Consider the following 21749-nt stretch of genomic DNA (forward strand, 5'->3'; position numbering starts at 1 on the left):
TATGGAGGAAAAATATGGGTTTAGAGAGAATGGAGTTTCTCGCGCACCTTCAGGAAGAAATTTTTCCCGGCGTCGATGAAGACTGCCGGGTTCTCGGCTCGCCGGATCGTGAGTTCAACGTTGGTGCCGACCGGGACACTGCCCCGGCCGTCGAGCACGAGTTGAGCTGCTTTCGCACTCTCCAGCCTGATCTTCAGGTCTCGACTGCTGTCGATGAGGTGCGGGCGGGAGGAGAGCATGTACGGGGCCAGCGGGACGAGGAGAAACCCGTCGAACTTGGGGTCGACGATCGGTCCGCCGCCGCTCATCGCATAGGCCGTCGAACCGGTCGGGGTGGCGACGATGAGACCGTCGGCCCTGAACTCTTCTACCTCGACGCCGTCGATGACGATGGTGAACTTCAGCATCTTTGCCGGGCGTGCGGTGACGATTACCGCTTCGTTGAGGGCCTCGCCAAGGTGCTCTGAGTCGGTGCCGAGCGAGATCCGCATCCGCAGTTCCAGGCGCATCCGCCTCTGGAGGTTGCGGAAGAATGCCGGCACCTCCCCGGACTCGAGTTCTGCGAGAAAGCCCACATGCCCCTTGTTGATCCCGATCACCGGGATCTGCCGCTTCATCTTCTGGACGGCGAGGAGGACCGTCCCGTCCCCGCCGATGGCGACGACGATATCGGCATCGGTCTCGTCGAGCCATTCCCCTTCTTCTTCACGGCCCATGGCGATGGCCGTGCTCCCTTCGAAGGCCACGTGATAACCGTACGAGAGGAGGAGATCCCCCACCTCGGCGGCATAGTTCAGCACATCGGGGACGTCAATCCGCGAGATCAGGAGCGCTTTCACGTCACTTACCTCAGATATTCGATGACCTTGTTGTGGATGGCGCCGTTGGTCGCGATGAGGCAGCGCCCCATGCTCACCTCGTCGGGGAAGGTGATCGCCTGGCCGTCCAGATCGGTGACCGTGCCGCCTGCCGCATGGCAGAGGACGATCCCGGCGGCGGCGTCGGTGATCCGCAGGGTATTCCTGACGTCCACGAAACCGTCGAGCCGTCCGCAGGCGACATAGGCGAGTTCGAGCGAGGACGCACCAAGGAGTCGCCACCGCCTGATCTGCTGGCCGAGGCGGAGGACGCTGCTCGGATCGAACTTTCTTCCATAGACCGATAGCGCGCTCTCTTCGAGGAGAGCGGTCTGTGAGACCCGGCACGGTTTGCCGTCGACATATGCGCCCTTCCCTATTTCTCCCCAGAAGGTCTCATGAGTGCAGAGGTCTCTGATAAAACCTTTCTTGAGGATGCCCTCCTCGCCGTACCCGATCGAGAGCGTGTAGAAGGGGATCCCATGCACCGCGTTGTAGGTTCCGTCTACGGGATCGAGGTAGATGGTACCCTTCTCTCCGCCGATTTCCATGCGCCCGAGTTCCTCGGAGATGAGGCGTTTGCAGACCGGTTCCTCCTGCAGGGCCGCCACAACGCAGTCCTCCGCTACCTGGTCGATCCTCTCGGTCGGGGTGCCGTCGGCACCCATCTTGATATATCTTCCACCTTCCGGCGTGCCTGCGATCTCCCTGACCTCCTCCTCCACTCTGTCGGCCAGGTGCTCGCACCATTGTATGAAGTCCATGGAAACGCTCGTGCGTTGTATTTATTTACTGCCTTTCAGATAAATTACTACTGCGAGCGTGAACTCAATGAAGGAACAAACTGAGACTGGAAAATTAAAGGAAGGCAGGTACGTTGTGGTCGATGATGAGCCATGTAAGATTCTCTCGATCGCCACCTCCAAGCCGGGTAAGCATGGTGCGGCAAAGGCACGCATCGACGTGGTCGGTATCTTCGACGGGCAGAAGCGCTCTATTGTGCAGCCGGTTTCGGCAAAGGTCTATGTGCCGATCGTCGAACGCAAGATGGCCCAGATCATCTCGGTCGCCGGCACCACCGTTCAACTGATGGACGTCAAGGACTTCGAGATGTTCGAACTCGATCTCTCCGAGGACGTCATCTCCAAACTTGAGGCCGGGCAGGAAATCCAGTATATCGAGGCGCTCAACAAGCGGAAACTGGACCTCTGAGCCTGCCGCCGGCCCTCGAGGCCTGTGGCTGAACCAGGGGTGCATACCCATGGAAGCATTCTTAAATAACCTTTTTGCGGACGCCGAGGCCGAATATACCGATGCGCGGTATGTGGTCTTCGGCGTGCCTTATGACGGTACGTCGTCATATCGCGCGGGATCGCGCGAGGCGCCCGGGGCGATCAGGGCCGTGTCGTACAACTTCGAGACCTATCTTCCGAGCGTCGGCGTCGAACTCTGGGAGGTGCCGGTCACCGATCTCGGCGACCTCGAACCGCTCTCCCTCCCCGACCTGGTGGTCGGGCAGGTGGAGGAGACGGCGGCGATGATCGCGGCCGACGGGAAGATCCCGATCATGATCGGCGGCGAGCACACGATCACGCCCGGCGCGGTGAAGGCGGTGAAGCCTCAGTGCTATGTCGTCTGCGACGCCCACCTGGACCTGCGCGACGAGTTCGGCGGGACGAAATGGAACCACGCCTGCGCGACGCGGCGGGTGATGGATCTGGACGTCGAGGACATCTTTGTCATCGGGGCGCGGAGCGGACCTGCCGAGGAGTTCGAACTCGTCGAGGAGTCGGAGCGGCTCCACATGTATACGGCCGACGAGGTGCGGGCGCGGGGGATTGCGTCGGTGATCGAGGAGATACGGGCGGCGGTCGGTGACCGGAGCCTGTACCTCTCCGTCGACGCCGACGCCGTCGACTGCTGTCTTACCCCGGGCCTGGGGACGCCCGAACCCTTCGGGATCACCACCTGGGATCTCCGCAGCGTGGTGCGCGCCTTTGCCGCACGGGCGTCGGGCTTCGACTATGTCGAGGTCTGCCCGGTCGACGCCGGTCAGACGGCGGCCGTCGCCGCAAAACTGATCCGAGAGTTCATCGCCTGGAACTGGGCGGGGAAAGAGGGGCTCTGAGCCCCTCGCTTCATTTCTTCAGTCTAAGTAGTAGCAGAGGAGGAGTTCCTCGCCGGTATGCGCGTCGAGCCAGGCGCTCGCTGGGCCCGCGTCATAAGGCCTGACATAATCGTCTTCGAACTCGATCTTCCAGGCCAGAGAGATCTGCTCGCCATCCTGGTCATACCAGCGCAATTCGGTCGAGAGGATCGTCATCCCCTTCGACCCGCGTTTCTCTTCCATGGCGGTCGTCAGGATCACGGTAGCCTCTGCGGCGGAGAGGGTGGGGGTCGGGTCGGTCTCGATCGTCGCAGGGAGGTCCCAATTGATATGATATTTCAGGACCGTGCCGTCCTCTGGATCGATGAATATCCGGACGCCGTCAAAGGAGGGGATCCCGTCGATCATCCGCACATAGGTGACCCGGTAGCGTCCGATATCCCCGGCAAAGTGCGGGGGTTCGTACGACACATCGGGATCGGTGAGGGTGCCTTCGATCTCTTCGCCCCTGAGATGATTTCCAGCGATCTCTCCCGCCTTCTCCATACTGATGCCGGTATTCACCCCCGCACGATCCGCGATCTCGCCGTAGGCGTACGACACTTCTCCGGTCTTTGTGTCGATCCCGATCACTCCTGATCCCTCATCTTTCGAGCGGACTTGAAACTCCCAGACCGGGTCTTCAGGAGCGTCGTCCATGAGGTTTCCTTCCACTGGCATCTCTGCGGCAGGGATCTCGGCGCGTACGATCGAGCGTGCCGCGCTCTCGTTCATATCGATCTCTGCGCTCGCCTGTTTTTCTTCAGTCGGTGAGAGGAGCATTGCCGCCCCCAGCAGGACGCATCCTGCAAGGAGGGCGGTGACGAGGAGATAGATCACACGTGGGGATTTGTGAGGGGGTGCCATAGGTCATCCACAGTTCCGGCTATGGCACCCACAGTACTTGTGCTTTCTGTGACGATCCTCTTATTGTCGTGAGGTGGAGATGAGCGAAGGCGTAGGATTGGTCTCACCGGTTTCTCATGAGTGAGGGAATGCACCGTATCTCAAAGTATCGTCCCTTCTGCCAGGGTGATACCAGTCATAGAGGTCATCCCAGAACTCCTGACTGGGAGGGGGTTTCTATTGGTGGGGGAATCGTAGTATTTTTGTTCGCATCCGATTCCCCGGGAAGTACCGTTAAAACACTCCCATTGCATGCGATATGGGTATCGAGATCAGTGAGGTTATCGTAAAACATGCAGAAGTGCGATGCGGGTAAAGTTATCGTGTTATTCTGTGCATCGGCAAGGAATCTTTCGTACATGCTCTCTGGCATCCGTACCAGAACTACCGCATCATCGGGATCGATGTTTGTTTCGATGAATATAGTCTGGTGTTCTCTGTATTTCATGAACCGGGGATCTTGACATGGAGATGAACCAGGGAGTTCAATGATCCCGTTTCTTTTATCCTGCGCCGATGTGTTGAGCGTTTTTTCTGAGAGAATGAAAGAGATCATTTCTGATTCTGGCAGGGGTGTTGCAGGTCTTGCGTCCTTGAAATATTCCGGAGGAATAAAATGATCCGGCACATCTGTGGATTTGTTCACCTCAGCACGATCGTGTTCATTGAATCCTTCTCCCGCCGCGCCCAGCATCGACACCATCGTCGTCACCGCGATGAGCATTGCAAGCAGGAGGACGATCAATTTCAGGGCTTTCATGGATCTTCATACCTCCTATTCTCTGAGATTGCAGAGGCGGAGCCGGATACTCATGCGAAGTTCACCGGGCCGTGCCCCCGATCAGGCGGAACGCATCATCAAAACCTTACCTGAGGGTGAACCGTTCAAGGTTGCAGACGCCTTTCTGGTGGATATGATGATATCAACACACCAATATAATTCGATTCATACTCCTGCACAGATATACTGATCCCCCTTCCTGGAAATATGGGCTTTGTTGAATCGGGCATGAGCCTCGGGCTCAAGCATCCGTGATGAAAATTCTTGTGGCTCTCCGTTGTGAGGATGGATCGATCCTTGATCCTTCTTCTTGCGTTCGATGAGCGAACAGAAATCGAGCATCGTGCCGCCCCCCGGCGCGAGACGGTTGGGAAGATTCTACGATTGAGGGCGGCATGTCTGATCATTTCCCTCACGATCGGGACCGATGCAGACTGTTTGTTAGGGAAAGGGATGCACCCGTTCCCGTGGTTTCTTCAGGCAGCCGGTTGAGTTCTGCAGTACGATACGAGATTATCTCACGGCAACTTTTTCTCAAGTTTGAGTGTGGCATTTGCTCCGGGCGGAACATATGTACCTATATAGTGAATTTCGATAGGAATACCTGGTGATTCTGCCACGCTATCATTTTCCAGAGTGATCCCTCGAAAGCCCACCACCATGCCATCGATCTGATACTCTTCGTCCAGATTCACAGGAACATAGCGTGTTCCGTTTTCCACCTGTATGATATATGTCCCGTTATCGTCATGTAAGATCGTTCCAATAACGGTTTCTTCCTCGGTTTTTCCTGTATCAGTACAACCGCTTGAGAGCGAAGCTAAAATGAGAACGAATGCAATTGATACAGTTGAAATGTAGAGAGATATCCTACGCATAATATATGTGCTCATTTTATTAATTTAAACTTCTTGGTGCTACCCTTTGGAACCTTGAAAACAGGTAATGAGACGAGAAGAATTGTCCATGAATGCGATGAGCCATCTGTCCTGGCCGTTCAGGGCAATCATCTTCCTCATACTGATCACCACTCTCCCATGGGTGAGAAGAATTCGATAGATCGTATTTTGCGGAATATTGACGCCATATTCTTTCTCAATTTTCTTTTCAAGGTGGTTTGGTCCGAGAGAGTACATCTCGTGGGCGGTAAGCACGAGGGCTTCAGTCTCAGACGGGATTGAGGTGGATTTTTCCTGGGGGGTTGCAGGGAGGAAAACCATGCTCACGATAAAATGAAACAATCGGGTAAATCCGTTGCCGATTTACGTGATGGTAATCGGCAAGATCACGAACAGGTTTTCCCCCCTTCCATTGACGAATGATACCCCGGATATCCCGGTCGGAGAGTTTGCTCACATCGGCATATAACTCTGATGTCAAATGATTGCGGGATACTACACCAAAAAATTGTATTAAAATCTTTAATCGGCCTCAATGTATTAGAACTGATACTCCAAAAATGAAAACGGTAATTGACGATGACAAAAGTCGTTGCATTTAACGGCAGCCCCCGAAAAAATGGGAACACCTCTATCCTTATCGGGCTGATGCTCGAAGAACTCAGGAAAGAAGGGATCGAGACCGAGGAGATCTCTCTCAGCGGACGCGTCGCACGGGGATGCACTGCCTGCATGAAATGCTTTGAGAAGAAGGACGGGCATTGCGTCTTTGATGATGATTGTGTCAACGACTGCATCGACAGGATGGTCGAAGCGGACGGCATTATTCTCGGTTCGCCGGTCTACTTCACCGATGTCACCGCCGAGATGAAGGCCCTGATCGACCGGGCAGGCCTGGTGTCCATGGCAAACGGTGGACTCTACCGGCGCAAGGTGGCGCAGGCCGCGGTCGCGGTGCGGCGGAGCGGGACGTTCCATACCCTTGACACCCTTCTGCATTTCCTGCTCATAGGCGGGATGACAGTGCCGGGATTCCCGGTTGTCGGTGTCGGAAGAGAGATCGGGGAGGTTCTTGAAGATGAGGAAGGCCTGATGCGGGCAAAAGACGCAGGGAAGAACATGGCATGGCTCCTGAAAAAATGTGAGAATAATGAAGAACTTTCCTGATACTACAGAAGAAAGCAGGCATCGCTGGGAAACAAATGCGGACTTCTGGGATGCCCGGATGGGAGATGATTCCAACTTTTTCCATTGTTCTATAGTACGCCCGCATACCGAAGTACTGCTTGATATTCAGGAAGGAGATCTGGTCCTCGACATTGCATGCGGGAACGGTAATTTTTCCCAGAGGCTCGCAGAAAAAGGAGCACAGGTTGTCGCATTCGATTACAGCGAAAAACTTGTCGCACACGCAAAACGCCGCCGTTCTGCATATCCGGCGCAGATCTCATTTCATACCTGTGACGCCACGGATAAAGACCAGATCCTTTCCCTGGCACAGGGACGCTCGTTTGACAAGGCGGTCGCAAATATGGCGGTCATGGATATAGCAGATATAGGTCCGTTGCTTCACGGGATGTATGATATGCTGAAGCCCGGCGGTATCTTTGTCTTCTCCACTCACCACCCGTGTTTTGTCAGGCCGGAAGAACGGTACCGCACCGCCTGCACCCACGAGGGTGTGGCAATCCAGGGACAACCGGTTCTCCAGCTTTATTATCACCGGTCATTGCAGGATATCTTCCATCAATGCTTTGATGCCGGGTTTGTACTGGATGGTTTTTACGAGGAAACGGATGATGACGCTGAGAAGCCGGTCGTTATTATTGTCAGGCTGAAGAAAATGTAAGGGAGACGGCTCTGTTGAATCAGGCATGAAGCGAACGCACGCCTCAAGCATGCTGCATGAAAAGTTTTTTCCATGAAGCATATCCCAGAAGTATCCTGGGCTCGATCAATCGGATCGAGACTCTTCTCGGCCATTCCTCTGCCTTCCCCGCTTCAATTGCAATCCCGAGAGTTCCGGGGGCAGCGCCCCCGGCACCGATGTTTGGGAAGGTGTGATGGAATGATCAGGCATGCCGCCCTCAATTGCAGAAACTTCCCTGTCGTCTCGCGCCGGGGGGTTGCACCCCCCGGACCCCCCACGGACGAAGATAGCCGAGGGGCGGCACGATGCTTGATTTCTGACCGTTCCCCTGTCACGAGGAGAAGGATCCTCTCACACCCAGAGACTTGCACTATGATATTTTCATCACGTATGCTTGAGGCGTGCTTTCCCCTCATGAAAAATTCTACAATGCCAAAAAAAGTATGAGCGTTCTCTGGAACCACTCTGTTCACTCACTCTCAGGCAGGGCGTAGTAATACTCGCCCTGCGAGCGCTGCTCGCGGTCGAGATACGAGCCCGGCTTGTTGATCCTGGGCCGCCCCGTCTTGTCCCGCCTGAAGGTGACGCCGAGTTCTGAGAGGAAGAGGTTCATGCCGTTCCGCATCGAGAACGGACCCTTCGCCTCGCCCGCCACACCGGGCTTGCCGTCGAAGACCACGAGCCGCTCGGAGATCATGTCGATGAGATAGATGTCGTGGTCGATGACGATCACCCCGCACTCCTTCCCCTCGGCATGATGCTTGAGCACCCTGGTCAGGCCCATCCGCTGCTCCACGTCGAGGTGGGCGCTCGGTTCGTCGAGGATATAGAGGTCGGCGTCCCTGGAGAGACAGACGGCGATGGCCACCCGCTGCAGTTCGCCGCCTGAAAGGGTGTTGACCGGCGACTGGAGGATCTGCTTGAGGCCGAGGGGCTCGATCACCTCGTGCTGGTAGAAGGAGGTGTCGAAGCGCCGGGTGATCCGCCTGAGCATGAACTCCACGGTGTCGGTGGAGTCGGCCTTCACGTACTGCGGCTTGTATGAGATGGTGACCTTCTCCTCGATCGGGCCGCCGTCGGGCTCTTCCACCCCGGCAAGGAGTTTGGCGAAGGTCGACTTCCCGATACCGTTCGGACCGACGAGCCCGAGCACCTCGCCCTTCTTCACCTCGCCGCCCTTCACCGTGAGCGTGAACCGGTCGTACGACTTCGTCATCTCAGGGAACGAGAAGAGATCTTCTCTCACCGTCTCCTCGGCATGGGCCCGCTTCTCGAAGACCACCGCCGAGTCCCTGAACCGCACGTTCTCCTCGGGCAGGTAACCTTCGAGGTACTCGTTGATCCCGATCCGCACCCCCTTCGGCCCGGTGATCACACCGAAGACCGCCGGTTTGCCGTACGCCACATGGACCGTATCGGCGAGCATGTCCAGAATCGCGAGGTCATGCTCCACGATCACCACCGGACGGGTTCCGGCCACCTCTCTGATCAGGTTTGCCGCCGCCATCCGCTGGTAGATATCCAGGTACGGCGTGATCTCGTCGAGGAAGTAGAAGTCGGCCTCCCTCGCAAGACAGGCGGCGATGGCCACCCGCTGCAGTTCGCCGCCGGAGAGATTCTTGATCTCCCGGTCTACAATCGAGGTGAGGTTGAGGTTCTCGACCAGGTGGTCAAGCACCCCCCGCTCGTCGGTGGAGGCGAGCAACTCCCGCACCGTCCCGGCAAAGGCCTTCGGGATATAGGTGACGTACTGGGGCTTGACGGCGACTTTGATATCCTTCCCTGAGATATGCTTGAGATAGTCGAAGAGTTCGGTCCCGGCAAAACGCTTCAGCACCTCGTCCCAGGATACCATCTCCTCGAAGATCCCGAGGTTCGGCCTGATCTGGCCTGACAGAACCTGGAGAGAGGTGGACTTTCCGATACCGTTCGGTCCCAGGATCCCGGTCACCTTTCCCTCGACCGGGATGGGCAGGCCGTAGAGCACAAAGGTGTTCGGCCCGTACCGGTGAGTCGGGTGTTCGAGTTCCTCGGGGAGGTTCACGATATCGATCGCTTCAAACGGACACTTCTTCACGCATATGCCGCACCCGACACAGAGTTCCTCGGAGATCACGGCCTTGCCCTCCTCGTCGAGGAGGACGGTCTCGTCTCCGGATCGCACTCTGGGGCAGTAGATGATACACTCGTTTCCGCACTTCTTAGAATGGCACTTGTCTTTGTGGACGACCGCTATGCGCATGGATGATCACATCAGAGTGGTGGTGAGCATGGTGGACCAGGAAATGAACCAGAAGGCAAAGGTCATGAATGCCTGATAGAACCAGTCCTTCCCGCCGAGTTCGGTGTAGTCGATCCGCATCAGCATAAAAATATGCTTCTGGAAGACCACCCCTGCCATGAGGAAGAGGACGCCGATGATCGCATTTGGCTGCAGCCCGGTTGCGGGGTTCACCGTACCGGAGACATAGAACGAGACCAGACCCATGGCAATGCCCATAAAACAGGCCACCAGAGTCCGTTTGATCCGCTGCATATGCGCAGCCTGTTTTTGCGCCTTTTCATCCGCACCCTTCCCCTTCGGCGCTTCAGGCGTTATTTGCAACTGTTCCTCCTCGCTCATCATGCATCAGTAGACTATTTCTTGGTGCCAAAGCCATATTTAATTTGGTATAATTCATGGCAGACCAGAAGGGGATGAGCGGGATCGACGTCAGGGCAATGACGGCCGAGCTTTCGGAGATGCTCCCACTCTGGGTGGGCAAGATCTACCAGTACGACAACAGGACCCTGGGCATCAGGCTCAATGGCGAGGGCGGGGCCAAATATCAGTTCTTCGTCGAGGTCGGTCGGCGGGCCCACCTCGTCGGCTCCCTTCCCGAGGCTCCGATGTTTCCTCTCAGTTATGCGATGCTTTTGCGCAAGCACCTTGATGGGGGGAAGGTCGTGGGGGTCGGGCAGTACGGCCTCCAGCGGATCTTCTATCTCGATGTCGGGAAGAAGGGGGGAACGCTCAGACTCATCTTCGAACTCTTCGACGAGGGCAATATCGTCCTCCTCGACGGGGAGGGTGTGATCGTCAAACCGCTCCTGCACCACCGGTTCAAGGACCGGGCGGTCGTGCCTGGCGAGGAGTATGTCCTTCCCGAGGGGACTGACTGCAGCGGGTACGAGGAGGAGGGGTTTGCCGCGATGCTGGCGGAATCAGATCGCGATCTGGTCAGGACGCTGGCGGTAAGATGTCTTCTCGGCGGAAAATATGCCGAACTGGTCTGCGCCGATGTCGGGGTCGACAAGAATATGCCCGCCCCTGAGGCCGACGCCGGGGCGGTCTATGCGGCCCTCCACCGGGCCCTCGACGCGATCGAGGGGGACCGCCACCCGGTGATCACCGATAAGGGGTGCTGGCCGGTAGGGGGGATCGGCGAGGAGAAGAAGGCGTTCCCAACCTTCAACGAGGCGCTGGAAGCCTTCTACCCCATGACGGCGGCCGAGAAGAAGGCCGAGGAGAAGAAGCCGAAACTCTCCAGGGAGGAGGTGATCCTTCAGCAGCAGAAGGCGGCGATCAAGAAGTTCGACGGGAAGATCGCCAGGGCCGAGAAGGCGATCGAGGCCGTCTACACCAACTACACGGTGGTGCAGGAGGTGATCGCCGTCCTCGACCCGGCGAGTCGGGAGCGCTCCTGGCAGGAGATCGAGACGGTGCTGAAGGGGAGCGACCTGCCGGCGGCACAGGTGATCGCGGCCGTCCACCCGGCGGATGCGGCCGTCGACCTCGACCTCGAGGGGGTGCGGGTGAAGATCTACGTCCACGAGGGCGTGGAGACAAACCTTGAGCACTACTACGGGCAGATCAAGAAGTTCAGGAAGAAGAAGCAGGGCGCCATCGATGCGATGGCACGCGGTGTGCCGAAGAAGAAGGAAAAGCCCAAAGAGACCTTCACGCTCCTGAAGAAGAAGTGGTTCCACCGGTTCAGGTGGTTCTACACCACCGACGGTACGCTGGTCCTCGGCGGGCGAGACGCCTCCCAGAACGAGGAACTGGTCAAGCGCTACATGGAGGGGAAGGACACCTTCGTGCATGCCGACGTGCATGGCGGTTCGGTGGTCATCGTCAAGGGGGAGACCGCCCATATGGATGACGAGGTGGCCCAGTTCGCCGCCTCGTACTCGAATGCCTGGAAGGCCGGGCACTTCACCGCCGACGTATATATGGCGCGGCCCGACCAGGTGAGCAAGACGCCCGAGTCCGGCGAGTACGTGGCGCGGGGTGCGTTCATCATCAGGGGCGAGCGGCGGTATATCCGCAATGTCCCCCTGGGTGCGGCCATCGGGGTGCAGTTCAAACCGAGCGTGGCGGTGATCGGCGGGCCGCTCGAAGCGGTGAAGGAGCGGGCCGAGCATGTCCTCGAACTGACGCCCGGCACCTTCGGCCCCAACGACGTCGCCAGGAAGGCCCAGCGGATCCTGAAAGAGAAGGTGGGCGAGGAGACCTGGAAGAGTCTGCGGGTCGCCCTCAACACCGAGGCGATCGCCGCCTTCGTCCCGCCGGGCGGCACCGACATCGTGGGAGAGGAATGAAAGTCGAGTTCGGAGAACTGAAGCGGTCGTATGGCGAGGCGAAACTCTTCCCTGAGAACGTCGACGACCTCTGGCACCTCAAGCACCTCATCTCGCCCGGCAACCTGGTCTTTGCGACCACCTTCCGGAGCGTCGACGGGGCGACCGACAAACTCAGGCCCGAGAAGACCGAGAAGAAACCGGTCCGTCTGGGTATCAGGGTCGAGAAGGTGGAGTTCCACGCGTACGCCACCCGTCTCAGGGTCGGGGGGACGATCGAGTACGGGGTGGATGTCGCCTCGTACCACACCTTCAACCTCGACCCCGGACACGAGGTCTCGGTCATCAGGCGCTGGCGGCCCCTCGACCTCGAACGGGTCGAGCGGGCGGTGGAGGCGACACTCCATGACGTCATCCATGTCCTGACCGTCGAGGAGGGTGAGGCCGAACTCTTCCGCATCAGACAGTACGGTCCCGAGCGGGTGGTGACCGTCACCGGCGGGAGCGGGAAACGGGTCGACACCGACAAAAGATCCGCCTTCTTTGCCGACGCCCTCGCCACCCTCTCGAAGGTGACCGGACCGGTGGTCGTGGCCGGGCCGGGGTTTGTGAAGGACGACTTTGTCAAGTATCTCAAGGAAAAAGACGCCGACCTCGGCGAACGGGTCGTCACCGTCGAGACGAGGCGCACCGGGCGGGGCGCCGTCCAGGACGTGATCGGCCAGGGCGTGCTCGAGCGTCTGGTCGGCGACCTCCAGCTCTCCCGTGAGGTGACCAGAATGGAGGAGGTGCTCAAGCGGATCGGGAGCGGGGGGGCGGTCACCTACGGACGGACTGAAGTGGCCGACGCTGTCAACTTCGGGGCGGCGGAGGAGGTGCTCGTCCTGGACGAATACCTCAGGGATCCCTGGGTGAACCGGCTGCTTGAGACTGCCGAGCAGATGAACGCAAAGGTCGTCGTCCTCAGCTCCGAGTTCGAACCCGGCCAGCAACTCGAAGCCCTGGGCGGGGTGGCGGCGCTCCTGCGGTTTAAGATCGGATAGGTCTGTGTACCTGTCAGGATAGATCCGGAAACCGGGCTCTGCAGAAAACATCCTCTTTTCATCACCTCAACTCCCCCTGTGAACTGAATCCGTCGCCTTCACTCATGCTCACGCCCGGGGGCTCCGCCCCCGAGACCCCAGGGACGAAGATAGGGCTGGGAAGGCACAATCAATGATTATGAAGAGGGGGCCGGCCAGCCCTCCGCAGAGAGAGTTATCCAGAGCAATTCTACGAAGCGGTTCCCGGCGTTCTTCGGAGCAAGACACCACGCAGGATCACCCTTGAATTGCCGCCCCCGCCTATCCTCGCCGGAGGGCTTTGCCCCCCGGAACCCCTCACGAACGAAGATAGCCAGGGGGCGGCGATAGAACGGTGTCCTCGCCCGCCGCACTTTAGCATGGGCGTAATCAAGAACCCTTTCACACTCAGGAAGATCGCCTCCGAACAATTTTCATCCTGTATGCTTGAGCCCAGGGATCATGACCAATACCATGAATAACTTTTCATGCGGTATGCCTGAGGCGTGCGTTCGCTTCATAAGCAATTCTACGAAGTTGTATTCTCCTCTCTTTCGGCACGAAATACAAACCCCCGCAGGACGCGGGCGGCCGCGTTGTAGATGATGGAGGCGATCGCACCGATGAGGAAGGCCCCTCCCGCGTAGATGAAGGGGCAGACGAGGAGGTCGAAGGCGAAGGTCTCGGTCTCCGGGAGGCCGGGCAGGAACGGAAAGCCGGTGATCGCGCCGAGGAGCATGGTTGCAACAAGGAGGCACCCAAATCCGAACCCGATCGCCGCCGCGGCCCTGGCGACCGTCGGTGTGGCGAAGGCTCTGATTGCGTACATCCTGTCCGTAAACTCTTCCCCGTCACCCCCGGCCGTCCCCCTGACGGTCACCACCGCACCGCGAGTCCACGGCAGAAAGAGGTTGTACAGGAGTGCGGCACCCCCGAAGATGACGAAGCCGACCGCGACCTGGGAGATAATCCAGAGGACGGTGATGATCATCTCTGTCGTGTTCGATCCGTAGATCGCCCCGGAGTGCGGCCACCAGATGGAACTCAGCCACCCCAGACCCATATAGAGGAGGCACGTGCAGGCACCCAGTCCGAAGAAGATCACGCCCCCGATCCCGCCTGCAGCACATACTCCCACGTCCCTGATGACGATCTCTCTTTCCTCCGCCGGAGAAAACCCGGTCCTGACCGTGACTCCACCGAAACGGCCGGCGACCAGGTTGTACATCGCGATGGCGACCGCCGCGAATACCAGCCCGACCACTACAAACAGGAGGGAGTTGAGGAGGATGGCGGGGTCAGGAGGCGGGTTCATCTTCGCCACGGTGAACGTTCCCGAAGGAGTTTTTGAGATCATCTCGGAATACGGCTCATAGGTGAGGAGGGCAATCGCGGCGAAGACCAGGATGAACACTCCGAGATAGAGGAAGATCGGTGTCAGGGCCTTCATCGTCGGCCGGAACCTGACCGACGTGATCTCAACGGTGCTGTCGGCATGGGAGGGATTGTGCATTGATTGATCCTTATGCAAACCCAGAATATATTTTTACTCTCATGATCAGCTTCACTGCGATCCAGAAGACCGACCTGAAACATTCTGTGAGAGAACATCTTTCTATGCAGACTCCCATCCTCTGTTTTGACCAGAGGATGCGGATCCGTGCTACTGAGAGAAAAAATACTTTTTACGCTTGCTGTGCTGGTTCTTGCGGCCGGCCCTGTGGCGGCCGGTGCGGCAGGCCCGGTCGCCGACGCCGATGAGGTCGCCCTCCGGACGGTGGCGGCCTACGAGCAGGCGGGCTCGATCTCGGCGACAGTGGCGGTGCACGGACCGGGAGATCGAGAGGAAGAGATCCTGATCAGGGCAGAACCGCCCGACTGTTTCAGGGCCGATCTCCTGCACCCTGAATATCATGACGGCGTCGGGGTCGTCGTCGTACGTGACGGACTCCTGTGGAAGTACTGGCCGCCGACCGCAGATTTCCCGGCGACGAGAGGCGCCACAACAGACAACCTCTCGAACGTTCCGGGCACATATCTTGAGACCGCCGTCAGCGCGCTCAGGAGTATGACGGTCGGAGCGGCATGGACGGCAGAGCATGACGGCCGTCCCGTCTATCTGCTCCGGACCGCAGCACCGGCAGACCCCCGGCCGTTTCCTTCAGAGACCGAAGCCCTCAGGGCCATGGTCGACGCCAGGAGTATGGAGGTCCTGCAGGTCGAGGGGATCGACCGGGACGGGGCGGTGGTCCAGATCGCGGAGTTCAGGGATATGAAGACCGGCGTCCCCCTCCCTGAGGACACCTTCGCCTTCACCCCTCCGAAGAGCATCTGGCAGAGGGTTCCCCAGGTGACCGGCACTCCGTTTCTGGACCTCGCTTTTTTCCTCTCTCACCTCCTCTTCTTTGCTTCTGATCTCGCCGTCGTCTTCCATGCCTGGTCCTATCTCGGGTACCGACAAATATCCAGAGAGAATATCCTCGAGAACAGCACCAGACGGCGGATCTACGAGGCGGTCCGCTCGATGCCGGGCGCCCATATGCACCTGCTCTCCAGGTTCACCGGCACAAACATCGGCACGCTCCGCTATCACCTTGCACTCCTCGAAGACGCCGGCAAGATCGTCGCCGCACGCACTGGCGGGTATGTACGCTACTATGAGAACAGCGGCAGGTACCGCGAAAACGAGATGAAGGTCCTCGGTGCTCTCAGGAACGAGGCGAAGAGCAGGATCATTTCCATCCTCCTCGAAGAACCAGAACTCACTCGAAAAGAGATCGCGACACGTCTCGGGATCTCAGGCCCGGCGGTCTCCAGACACCTGGCACAACTCTGCGACGACGGGACGATGGAGGCCGGAGAGGACGGACGCACGGTCAGGTACCGCCTTGATGCACGGGCCAGGACATTTCTCGACGATGTCCTGAGAGGAAAGTGAAAAAAGTATTGAGGATTATTCCTCAGCCTGCTTTTTTGCAGTCTTTTTCGCGGGCTTCTTGGCAGGTTCCTTAGCCGGTTCCTTAGCCGGTTCCTCGGCAGCGGCCTCTGCGGGCTCTTCTGCTGCGACCTCGACGGGCTCCTCCTTCGGGAGCTCGGGGCGCTTGAAGGACTCGACAAAGACGACTTCCTTGACCTCTTCGAGGTACTCGAAGATCTGGTAGACGACAACGCCGCGGGACATGGTCCAGCGCTTGTCATAGTTGATGCCTGCCGGCAGGGTCACGGTCAGGACGCCGTCGGCGAAGACGAGGTCCATGTCGCGGCCGGAGAAGAGTTTGATGAAGCCCTGTGCCTTCTCTTCGACGTCCTCGACGATCCCCTCGATGTTGAAGGTGTACGTGAGAGTCTGGCCCGCGAGCGGGTGGTTGAAGTCGATGACGGCACGCTTGCCGACGACATTGACAACGACGCCCTCGCGCTCGCCGGTCTGGACACGCATGCCCGGCTTGGGCTTCTCTCTGAAGTTGTTGGTGCTCACCGACTCGACGAGCTTCGGGTCATGTGGCCCGAAACCCTTCTCAGCCGACACCTCAGCCTCATAGTCCTCACCGATCTCCTTGCCGACGAGCGCCTCGTCGAGGCCGGGGATCACGTGGTTGCTCCCGACACGCACAACGATCGGGGCATATTCCTTCTTCGGGTTCTTGATGCCTGCTTCTTCAGCCTCGGCCTCGATGGTGGTGTCAAAGATCTCACCTTCGATACGGCCGATATAATTGAGTCTGATGACGTCTCCTTCCTGGATTGCCATGGGATACACCTTGTCTATATTAACTCATGACGAAGATACTTAAATTGGTGCCATCGGATGTTTGAAGTCGAAGCAAAGATACGGGTTCTTGATATCGAAGAAATTCGGGCGCGGCTTGTCAGGGTCGGCGCCGCAACGCCGATCTCCAGCGAACAGCGTGACGTATACTATAATCACCCTGACCGGGACTTCAGAGAGACCGACGAGGCACTCCGTCTCAGGTACGAGGGCGAGCGGTGTACGGTCACCTACAAAGGACCGAAGTGCATCTCAGAGAGTGCCAAGGCGCGAGAAGAGTTCAATGTCACCGTCGAGTCGGGTGCGGTCATGGAAGAGGTCTTCGTCCGCCTGGGCTTCAGAAAGAGCGCCGAAGTCAGGAAACACCGGGAAGAGTTCGCCCTCGGCATTGCATCCGTCGCCCTCGACGAGGTCGAGGGGCTTGGCAGTTTTGTGGAGATCGAAGTGATGGTCCGCGACCTGGACGCCGGGGCCGAAGAAGAGATCGCCCGCATAAAAGGTGAACTGGGGATCGAAGGCGACCACATCCCGCAGTCCTATCTCGAACTCCTCACACGGTGAGCAGTTCGATCGTGATCTCGCCGGGTTCGTCGCCGAAGGTGAGCATGGCGCAGTTGCCTTCTGAGGCCGGGCCCGGGTTGACGATCTTGACCCCGTCCACCTCGACGACGCCCTTGTGCTCGTGCATGTGAGCGCAGCAGACAAGGTCGAACTCCTTGAGGTGGTTTCTGACGCTCGTGCTCCCGACATGGTTCTCGCCCGCCAGGTCGAGGACGCCGTGCGGCGGGGCATGGGAAATGAGCACATTGTAGACATTCCGGTCCATCAGAGCGGTGGCCCGTGTGATCAACTGTTCGATCTCTTCTTCCTGAAGTTCGAAGGGCGTCTCGAACGGCGTTGGGTTGGACCCGCCGATCCCGGCCATCGAGACATTCCCTATCGTGAAAGCCGCCCCATGGAGGTTGACGCACTCCGAGCGCTCGATTGCATCGCAGATCTCGCGAGGGTCGCAGTTTCCGGGGACCACAAAGCATGGGACGTCGATGAACGAACCGATCTTCCCGACCAGATCGCACGGCCCAAACTGCGTGAGATCACCGGCAATGATGACAAAGTCGGGCTTCAAGTCAAGGAACGCATCCATTTTGCCCAACTGGCCATGGAGATCAGCCAGCAATAACACATTCATCATGATAGAACATCTGAATGGTTCCTAAAAAACCTTCTCTCAGGATCGTCCCAGGATCCCGTGATCCTGCCTGCAAGGGCGAGTTGTCCGAGGGCTCGCTGCGTCTCGGGGAGGAGGGGTCGAGGTTCCATCCCGGCCATCGGCGTCCCTGGAAGCGGGATGAACCGGTGGACATGAGCTTTGCCGTTCCTCACGACCTCACGGACCAGCGAGAGCGTCGCCGCTTCGTCTTCGTCCTCGTCGCAGGGGAGGCCGACGATGAAGTCCACCACCGGGAGGAGGCCGTGGTCCCGGCAGAGATCGAGGGCCTGCTCGACGTCGGCGACGGTGTGGCCGCGCCTGAGCGCCCTGAGCACCCGGTCCGAGCCCGATTGCGCCCCGAAGTGGAGGCGCCGGTTCGCACAGTAGCCTGTGATCAGGTCGAGCGCCTCCTCTGAGACGAACTCCGGGCGCACCTCCGAGGGGAAGGTTCCGAAGTAGATCCTGTTCTTGCGAAGGGCCTGGAAGAGTTTCTCCACCTTATCGAGCCGCGGGTGAACACCGTCCGAACCGTAGGCGAGGGCGTTGGGGGTGACGAACCTGGCGTCCCTGAACGCGGTGGCGGCGCGCGCGATCTCGTCGATGGGCCGGTGCCGCATCCGGCGGCCGAAGATCCTGGGGGTCTGGCAGTAGGCGCACCCGAATGGGCACCCCCGCGAGATCTCAAGATACCCTTTGAAGTGTGAGAACGGCGGGTACGCCGGGAGAAAAACCGTATGGTCGGGTGGGCAGAGTCCTCCCTCCCGGGTGGCCACGCCGGGGATCCGGCCTGCCTTCCCGGCCTCGATCGCGTGCAGCAGACGAGGGAGAGTCCATTCCCCCTCGCCGACCACTACATAGTCGGCGTACGCCGCCGTCTCCATCGGGCAGGCCGTGGCATGCGGGCCGCCGACGACGGTGGTGCAGGGGGCCGAGGCGATCTCCTCCCTGAGACGAGGAGCGTTGAGCGAGTTGAGACTGTAACAGGTGACATCGCCCTCGGGTGCCTTCACCGGTTCGAGCCTGAAGCCTTCGCCTTCGCAGGCGGCGTACAGGGCGGCGAACGAGTTCTTCGCGTGGGTGATCTCCCGCCAGTTCACCTGCATCAGGCGGCCCTCAGGCTTCCCAGGCGACCGTTCCCTCGTCGCCGTCGACCGTCACCTCTGCCCCCTCCGGCAGGTCTGAGAGCCCGACTTCGAGGTGGTCGACCATCGGGATCCCGCTGATGATCGCACCGGTGGCGATGATCGGTTCGGCCTCGATGTTGATGATGGCCGCCGGGGCCTTCTCGTTTCTGCTAAGGGCGTACATCACGTACGAACCGACCGTCGAACCTTTGCCGTACGGGAAGGCAAAGACCGTCCCGGCGATCGACCGCCCCTCCAGGGGGTGCCCCTTCTCGATGATTACACCGCTCTCCGGGTCTACGCCCGATAAGAACGAGAGCGGCGCGTCTGAGACCAGCATTTTCCCTGACGCCGATCCCTTCGCGATACCTCTTCCTTTGACTATCACTTCCACACCTAATAAATGGTATAAAGAATCCACTATATTAGAGACATGGAAGACTCAGTGGTTAACGTCAGCAATGACAATGACCTGTATAAACTTCAGCTCCAGGAGATGAAGGCAAAGATCCTGGATCTGAAGATGCAAAACGAGTTGCTCCAGAAAGAGGTCAACCAGCTGCGCCGGGAGAACAACCAGCTCAAGCGCGTGCCTCTTTTTGTTGCTGCAGTCGTCGACAAACTCGACGACGGCGAGGTCTACCTCAGGCAGCAGGGCAACAACCAGGAATATATCACCAGGGTCAACCCCGAGCTCTATGCCGAGTTGAAGACCGGGATGAAAGTGGCAGTGAACAATGCCCTCTCCATCGTCAAGACGGTCGGCACCATCTATGACGCACGCGTGCGGGTGATGGAACTGGAGTCTGTTCCGGACATCACCTTCGAGCAGATCGGAGGGCTGAAAGAAGAGATCGAGGAGGTGCGTGAGGCAGTCGAATATCCGCTCACCAGACCTGAAATATTTGAAGAGGTCGGTGTCGAACCTCCGAAGGGCATCCTCCTGCACGGGCCGCCGGGCACGGGCAAGACGCTCATCGCAAAGGCCGTGGCGCACAATGCCGAGGCCGAGTTCATCAGGATGTCGGGCTCGGAACTGGTCCACAAGTTCATCGGCGAGGGTGCCCAGCTTGTGCGGGAACTCTTCACCTTTGCCCGCGAGCACGCCCCTTCAATCGTCTTCATCGACGAGATCGATGCGGTGGCGAGCATGCGGACCAACGACGGGACATCGGGCAGCGCCGAGGTCCAGCGGACCTTGATGCAGCTCCTGGCCGAGATGGACGGCTTCGACAACCGGGGCAACGTGCGGATCATGGCGGCCACCAACCGCGTCGACATGCTCGACCCCGCCATCCTCCGGCCGGGCCGCTTCGACCGGATCATCGAGATCCCGGTACCTGACACCGACTCTCGCCGCGAGATCTTCAAGATCCACACGGCAAAGATGAACCTCTCGGGCGTCAGCATCGAGAACCTGCTCTCGCTGACCGAGGGAATGACCGGCGCCGAGATCCAGGCGATCTGCCGGGAGGCCGGGATGCGTGCCGTCCGCCGGAACGTCAGGAAGGTGGATCATGCCGACTTCCTCGAAGCCATCGAGAAGGTGGGGCACGCCGAGAAGAACGCCCCCGACGCCAGGATGTACATCTGAGGATATGCATCTCCTCCTCATCCCGCGTGAGGGGACCGACCTCTTCCATACTCTTTTTGCTTCTGAGACCAGCAGAGAGGTGCTCAGGTTCTACCGTCCCCAGAAGAGCGGGTGCGGCGTGGTGATAGGAGTGATCTCCCTCGGTGCCGCTCTCTCTCTGGCCAGCGAACTGCGCTGGTACCTGCGGCGCTACGTCGCCCTCACTCTCCTTGAGTTTGAGGTCGGGCGATACTGCACCCTCGGGTATGCGAGGGCCATCGACCACCGGGACGTCGACCCTGACCGTCCACCCGAAGACCGCCGGTACGTTGTCGTCAGGGACGGCACGGTCAGGGAGGTCGGGGCCGGGGGAGAGGACGCCGTCGAGGTCTGGGCGCTGCCGGGGGAGAGGATCTCGGTATGAGGAATCTGTACAATCGCTCATGAAGCGAGAGGATGCCTCAAGCATACTGCATGAAAATTTCTTCTCGCAATTCTTCGGGGCGTGGAAAGATCTTTGATCCCTCAGAATCTTCGCCCCCCGGTTATCTTCGCCGTGGGGGGTCCGGGTTTTTTTCCCCCGGCGCGAGACAGGGGGGAGAATCCTTCGATGAGGGCGGCACGCCTGATCATCACGCCTTCCCCCATCTTCACGCCGGGGGCGCTGCCCCCGGACCCCCGGGATTGCGATTGGGTCGGGAAGGCAGAGGACTGATCGTCCTGAAGGTGTTTACTGTTCTCTGTGCGTCAAGTCCATGCGGGGGCTCGGGGCGATCAAATCTTTGTTCAACACTATAAAGCCGATATTCTGGATCATTTTCATAATAATCGGGTATGAGCCGAGTGCCCCCCGGAACCCCCCACGGGGGGAGGATCGGCAGGGGCGGCAGGCACAGAGATTTCTGGCCGTTTCCCCCTTTCACAAGAAGAAGGATCAAAGATCCTTCTACACCCCGAAGAACCGCGATGAGAGATTTTCATGCGGTATGTCTG

The 21749-nt window shown here is 59.0% G+C and carries 22 protein-coding genes; 10 read left to right on the forward strand and 12 right to left on the reverse strand.

Annotated elements, in window-relative coordinates; translation table 11 throughout:
- Positions 1–20 precede the first annotated feature (20 nt).
- Together RJ40_RS12530 and RJ40_RS12535 are read right to left on the reverse strand one after the other, a co-directional pair.
- On the reverse strand, positions 21–839 hold the full coding sequence (locus tag RJ40_RS12530; RefSeq protein ID WP_265581196.1) for an NAD(+)/NADH kinase: 819 nt from the start codon (positions 837–839) through the stop codon (positions 21–23).
- A 5-nt stretch (positions 840–844) separates the two neighbouring features.
- On the reverse strand, positions 845–1621 hold the full coding sequence (locus tag RJ40_RS12535; protein WP_265581197.1) for a bifunctional fructose-bisphosphatase/inositol-phosphate phosphatase: 777 nt from the start codon (positions 1619–1621) through the stop codon (positions 845–847).
- Positions 1622–1688: 67 nt separating this feature from the next.
- Here RJ40_RS12535 and RJ40_RS12540 point away from each other — a divergent pair, with 67 nt between their 5' ends.
- Positions 1689–2069: a translation initiation factor IF-5A gene (locus tag RJ40_RS12540; RefSeq protein WP_265581198.1), complete on the forward strand. Its 381-nt coding sequence runs from the start codon at positions 1689–1691 to the stop codon at positions 2067–2069.
- Between the two features lie 49 nt (positions 2070–2118).
- Positions 2119–2985 (forward strand): agmatinase, encoded by an 867-nt coding sequence (gene speB, locus RJ40_RS12545; protein WP_265581200.1) that lies wholly within the window; start codon positions 2119–2121, stop codon positions 2983–2985.
- 18 nt (positions 2986–3003) lie between these two features.
- Here the strand turns inward: speB and RJ40_RS12550 are convergent, their stop codons facing one another.
- The 3 genes from RJ40_RS12550 to RJ40_RS12560 all read right to left on the reverse strand — a co-directional run bounded on the left by RJ40_RS12550 (position 3004) and on the right by RJ40_RS12560 (position 5583).
- Positions 3004–3843 carry a PepSY domain-containing protein gene (locus RJ40_RS12550; RefSeq protein WP_265581201.1) on the reverse strand — a complete coding sequence of 280 codons (840 nt, stop codon included), beginning with the start codon at positions 3841–3843 and terminating at the stop codon, positions 3004–3006.
- Positions 3844–4054: 211 nt separating this feature from the next.
- Positions 4055–4669: a hypothetical protein gene (locus RJ40_RS12555; protein ID WP_265581202.1), complete on the reverse strand. Its 615-nt coding sequence runs from the start codon at positions 4667–4669 to the stop codon at positions 4055–4057.
- 539 nt (positions 4670–5208) lie between these two features.
- Entirely contained in the window at positions 5209–5583 is a 375-nt protein-coding gene (locus RJ40_RS12560; RefSeq protein ID WP_265581203.1) for a hypothetical protein, read from the reverse strand.
- Between the two features lie 585 nt (positions 5584–6168).
- Here RJ40_RS12560 and RJ40_RS12565 point away from each other — a divergent pair.
- Together RJ40_RS12565 and RJ40_RS12570 are read left to right on the forward strand one after the other, a co-directional pair.
- Entirely contained in the window at positions 6169–6756 is a 588-nt protein-coding gene (locus RJ40_RS12565) for a flavodoxin family protein (protein ID WP_220681736.1), read from the forward strand.
- Positions 6740–7438 (forward strand): class I SAM-dependent methyltransferase, encoded by a 699-nt coding sequence (locus RJ40_RS12570; protein WP_265581204.1) that lies wholly within the window; start codon positions 6740–6742, stop codon positions 7436–7438. Before RJ40_RS12565 ends, RJ40_RS12570 begins: the two co-directional genes overlap by 17 nt.
- A gap of 490 nt (positions 7439–7928) precedes the next feature.
- Here RJ40_RS12570 and RJ40_RS12575 read toward each other — a convergent pair whose 3' ends face one another.
- Together RJ40_RS12575 and RJ40_RS12580 are read right to left on the reverse strand one after the other, a co-directional pair.
- Positions 7929–9701 carry a ribosome biogenesis/translation initiation ATPase RLI gene (locus tag RJ40_RS12575; RefSeq protein WP_265581205.1) on the reverse strand — a complete coding sequence of 591 codons (1773 nt, stop codon included), beginning with the start codon at positions 9699–9701 and terminating at the stop codon, positions 7929–7931.
- A 6-nt stretch (positions 9702–9707) separates the two neighbouring features.
- On the reverse strand, positions 9708–10085 hold the full coding sequence (locus tag RJ40_RS12580; RefSeq protein WP_265581206.1) for an EMC6-like membrane protein: 378 nt from the start codon (positions 10083–10085) through the stop codon (positions 9708–9710).
- Positions 10086–10138: 53 nt separating this feature from the next.
- Between RJ40_RS12580 and rqcH the strand changes: the two genes are divergently transcribed.
- Both rqcH and RJ40_RS12590 read left to right on the forward strand, forming a co-directional pair.
- Positions 10139–12040, forward strand: a complete 1902-nt coding sequence (rqcH, locus tag RJ40_RS12585; RefSeq protein WP_265581207.1) for a ribosome rescue protein RqcH — start codon at positions 10139–10141, stop codon at positions 12038–12040.
- Positions 12037–13062 carry an mRNA surveillance protein pelota gene (locus RJ40_RS12590; RefSeq protein ID WP_265581208.1) on the forward strand — a complete coding sequence of 342 codons (1026 nt, stop codon included), beginning with the start codon at positions 12037–12039 and terminating at the stop codon, positions 13060–13062. The genes rqcH and RJ40_RS12590 overlap by 4 nt, the downstream gene beginning before the upstream one ends.
- Positions 13063–13609: 547 nt before the next feature.
- Here RJ40_RS12590 and RJ40_RS12595 read toward each other — a convergent pair.
- Complete coding sequence (locus tag RJ40_RS12595; protein ID WP_265581209.1) at positions 13610–14593, reverse strand: hypothetical protein; 984 nt, start codon at positions 14591–14593, stop codon at positions 13610–13612.
- Between the two features lie 147 nt (positions 14594–14740).
- Between RJ40_RS12595 and RJ40_RS12600 the strand changes: the two genes are divergently transcribed.
- Positions 14741–16018 (forward strand): winged helix-turn-helix transcriptional regulator, encoded by a 1278-nt coding sequence (locus RJ40_RS12600; protein ID WP_265581210.1) that lies wholly within the window; start codon positions 14741–14743, stop codon positions 16016–16018.
- Positions 16019–16033: 15 nt separating this feature from the next.
- On the opposite strand, the gene RJ40_RS12605 is transcribed toward RJ40_RS12600, so the two are convergent.
- Positions 16034–16831, reverse strand: coding sequence for an FKBP-type peptidyl-prolyl cis-trans isomerase (locus RJ40_RS12605; RefSeq protein ID WP_265581211.1), 798 nt, complete (start codon positions 16829–16831; stop codon positions 16034–16036).
- A 57-nt stretch (positions 16832–16888) separates the two neighbouring features.
- On the opposite strand from RJ40_RS12605, the gene cyaB reads away from it, so the two are divergent.
- Positions 16889–17410, forward strand: a complete 522-nt coding sequence (cyaB, locus tag RJ40_RS12610) for a class IV adenylate cyclase (RefSeq protein WP_265581212.1) — start codon at positions 16889–16891, stop codon at positions 17408–17410.
- On the opposite strand, the gene RJ40_RS12615 is transcribed toward cyaB, so the two are convergent.
- The 3 genes from RJ40_RS12615 to RJ40_RS12625 are packed head-to-tail and all read right to left on the reverse strand — an operon-like array spanning position 17400 to position 19571.
- Positions 17400–18041: a metallophosphoesterase family protein gene (locus tag RJ40_RS12615; protein ID WP_265581214.1), complete on the reverse strand. Its 642-nt coding sequence runs from the start codon at positions 18039–18041 to the stop codon at positions 17400–17402. The genes cyaB and RJ40_RS12615 overlap by 11 nt on opposite strands.
- A complete protein-coding gene (locus RJ40_RS12620) occupies positions 18038–19162 on the reverse strand; it encodes a TIGR04013 family B12-binding domain/radical SAM domain-containing protein (protein WP_265581215.1) in 1125 nt (374 codons plus the stop codon). Before RJ40_RS12620 ends, RJ40_RS12615 begins: the two co-directional genes overlap by 4 nt.
- 10 nt (positions 19163–19172) lie before the next feature.
- Positions 19173–19571 (reverse strand): DUF126 domain-containing protein, encoded by a 399-nt coding sequence (locus RJ40_RS12625; RefSeq protein ID WP_265581216.1) that lies wholly within the window; start codon positions 19569–19571, stop codon positions 19173–19175.
- A gap of 45 nt (positions 19572–19616) precedes the next feature.
- Here RJ40_RS12625 and RJ40_RS12630 point away from each other — a divergent pair, with 45 nt between their 5' ends.
- Positions 19617–20777, forward strand: coding sequence for a proteasome-activating nucleotidase (locus RJ40_RS12630; protein ID WP_265581217.1), 1161 nt, complete (start codon positions 19617–19619; stop codon positions 20775–20777).
- Positions 20778–20781: 4 nt separating this feature from the next.
- Positions 20782–21180: a DUF5804 family protein gene (locus RJ40_RS12635; protein WP_265581218.1), complete on the forward strand. Its 399-nt coding sequence runs from the start codon at positions 20782–20784 to the stop codon at positions 21178–21180.
- Positions 21181–21749: the final 569 nt, after the last annotated feature.

The organism is Methanofollis aquaemaris, assembly GCF_017357525.1.
Lineage (GTDB): Archaea > Halobacteriota > Methanomicrobia > Methanomicrobiales > Methanofollaceae > Methanofollis > Methanofollis aquaemaris.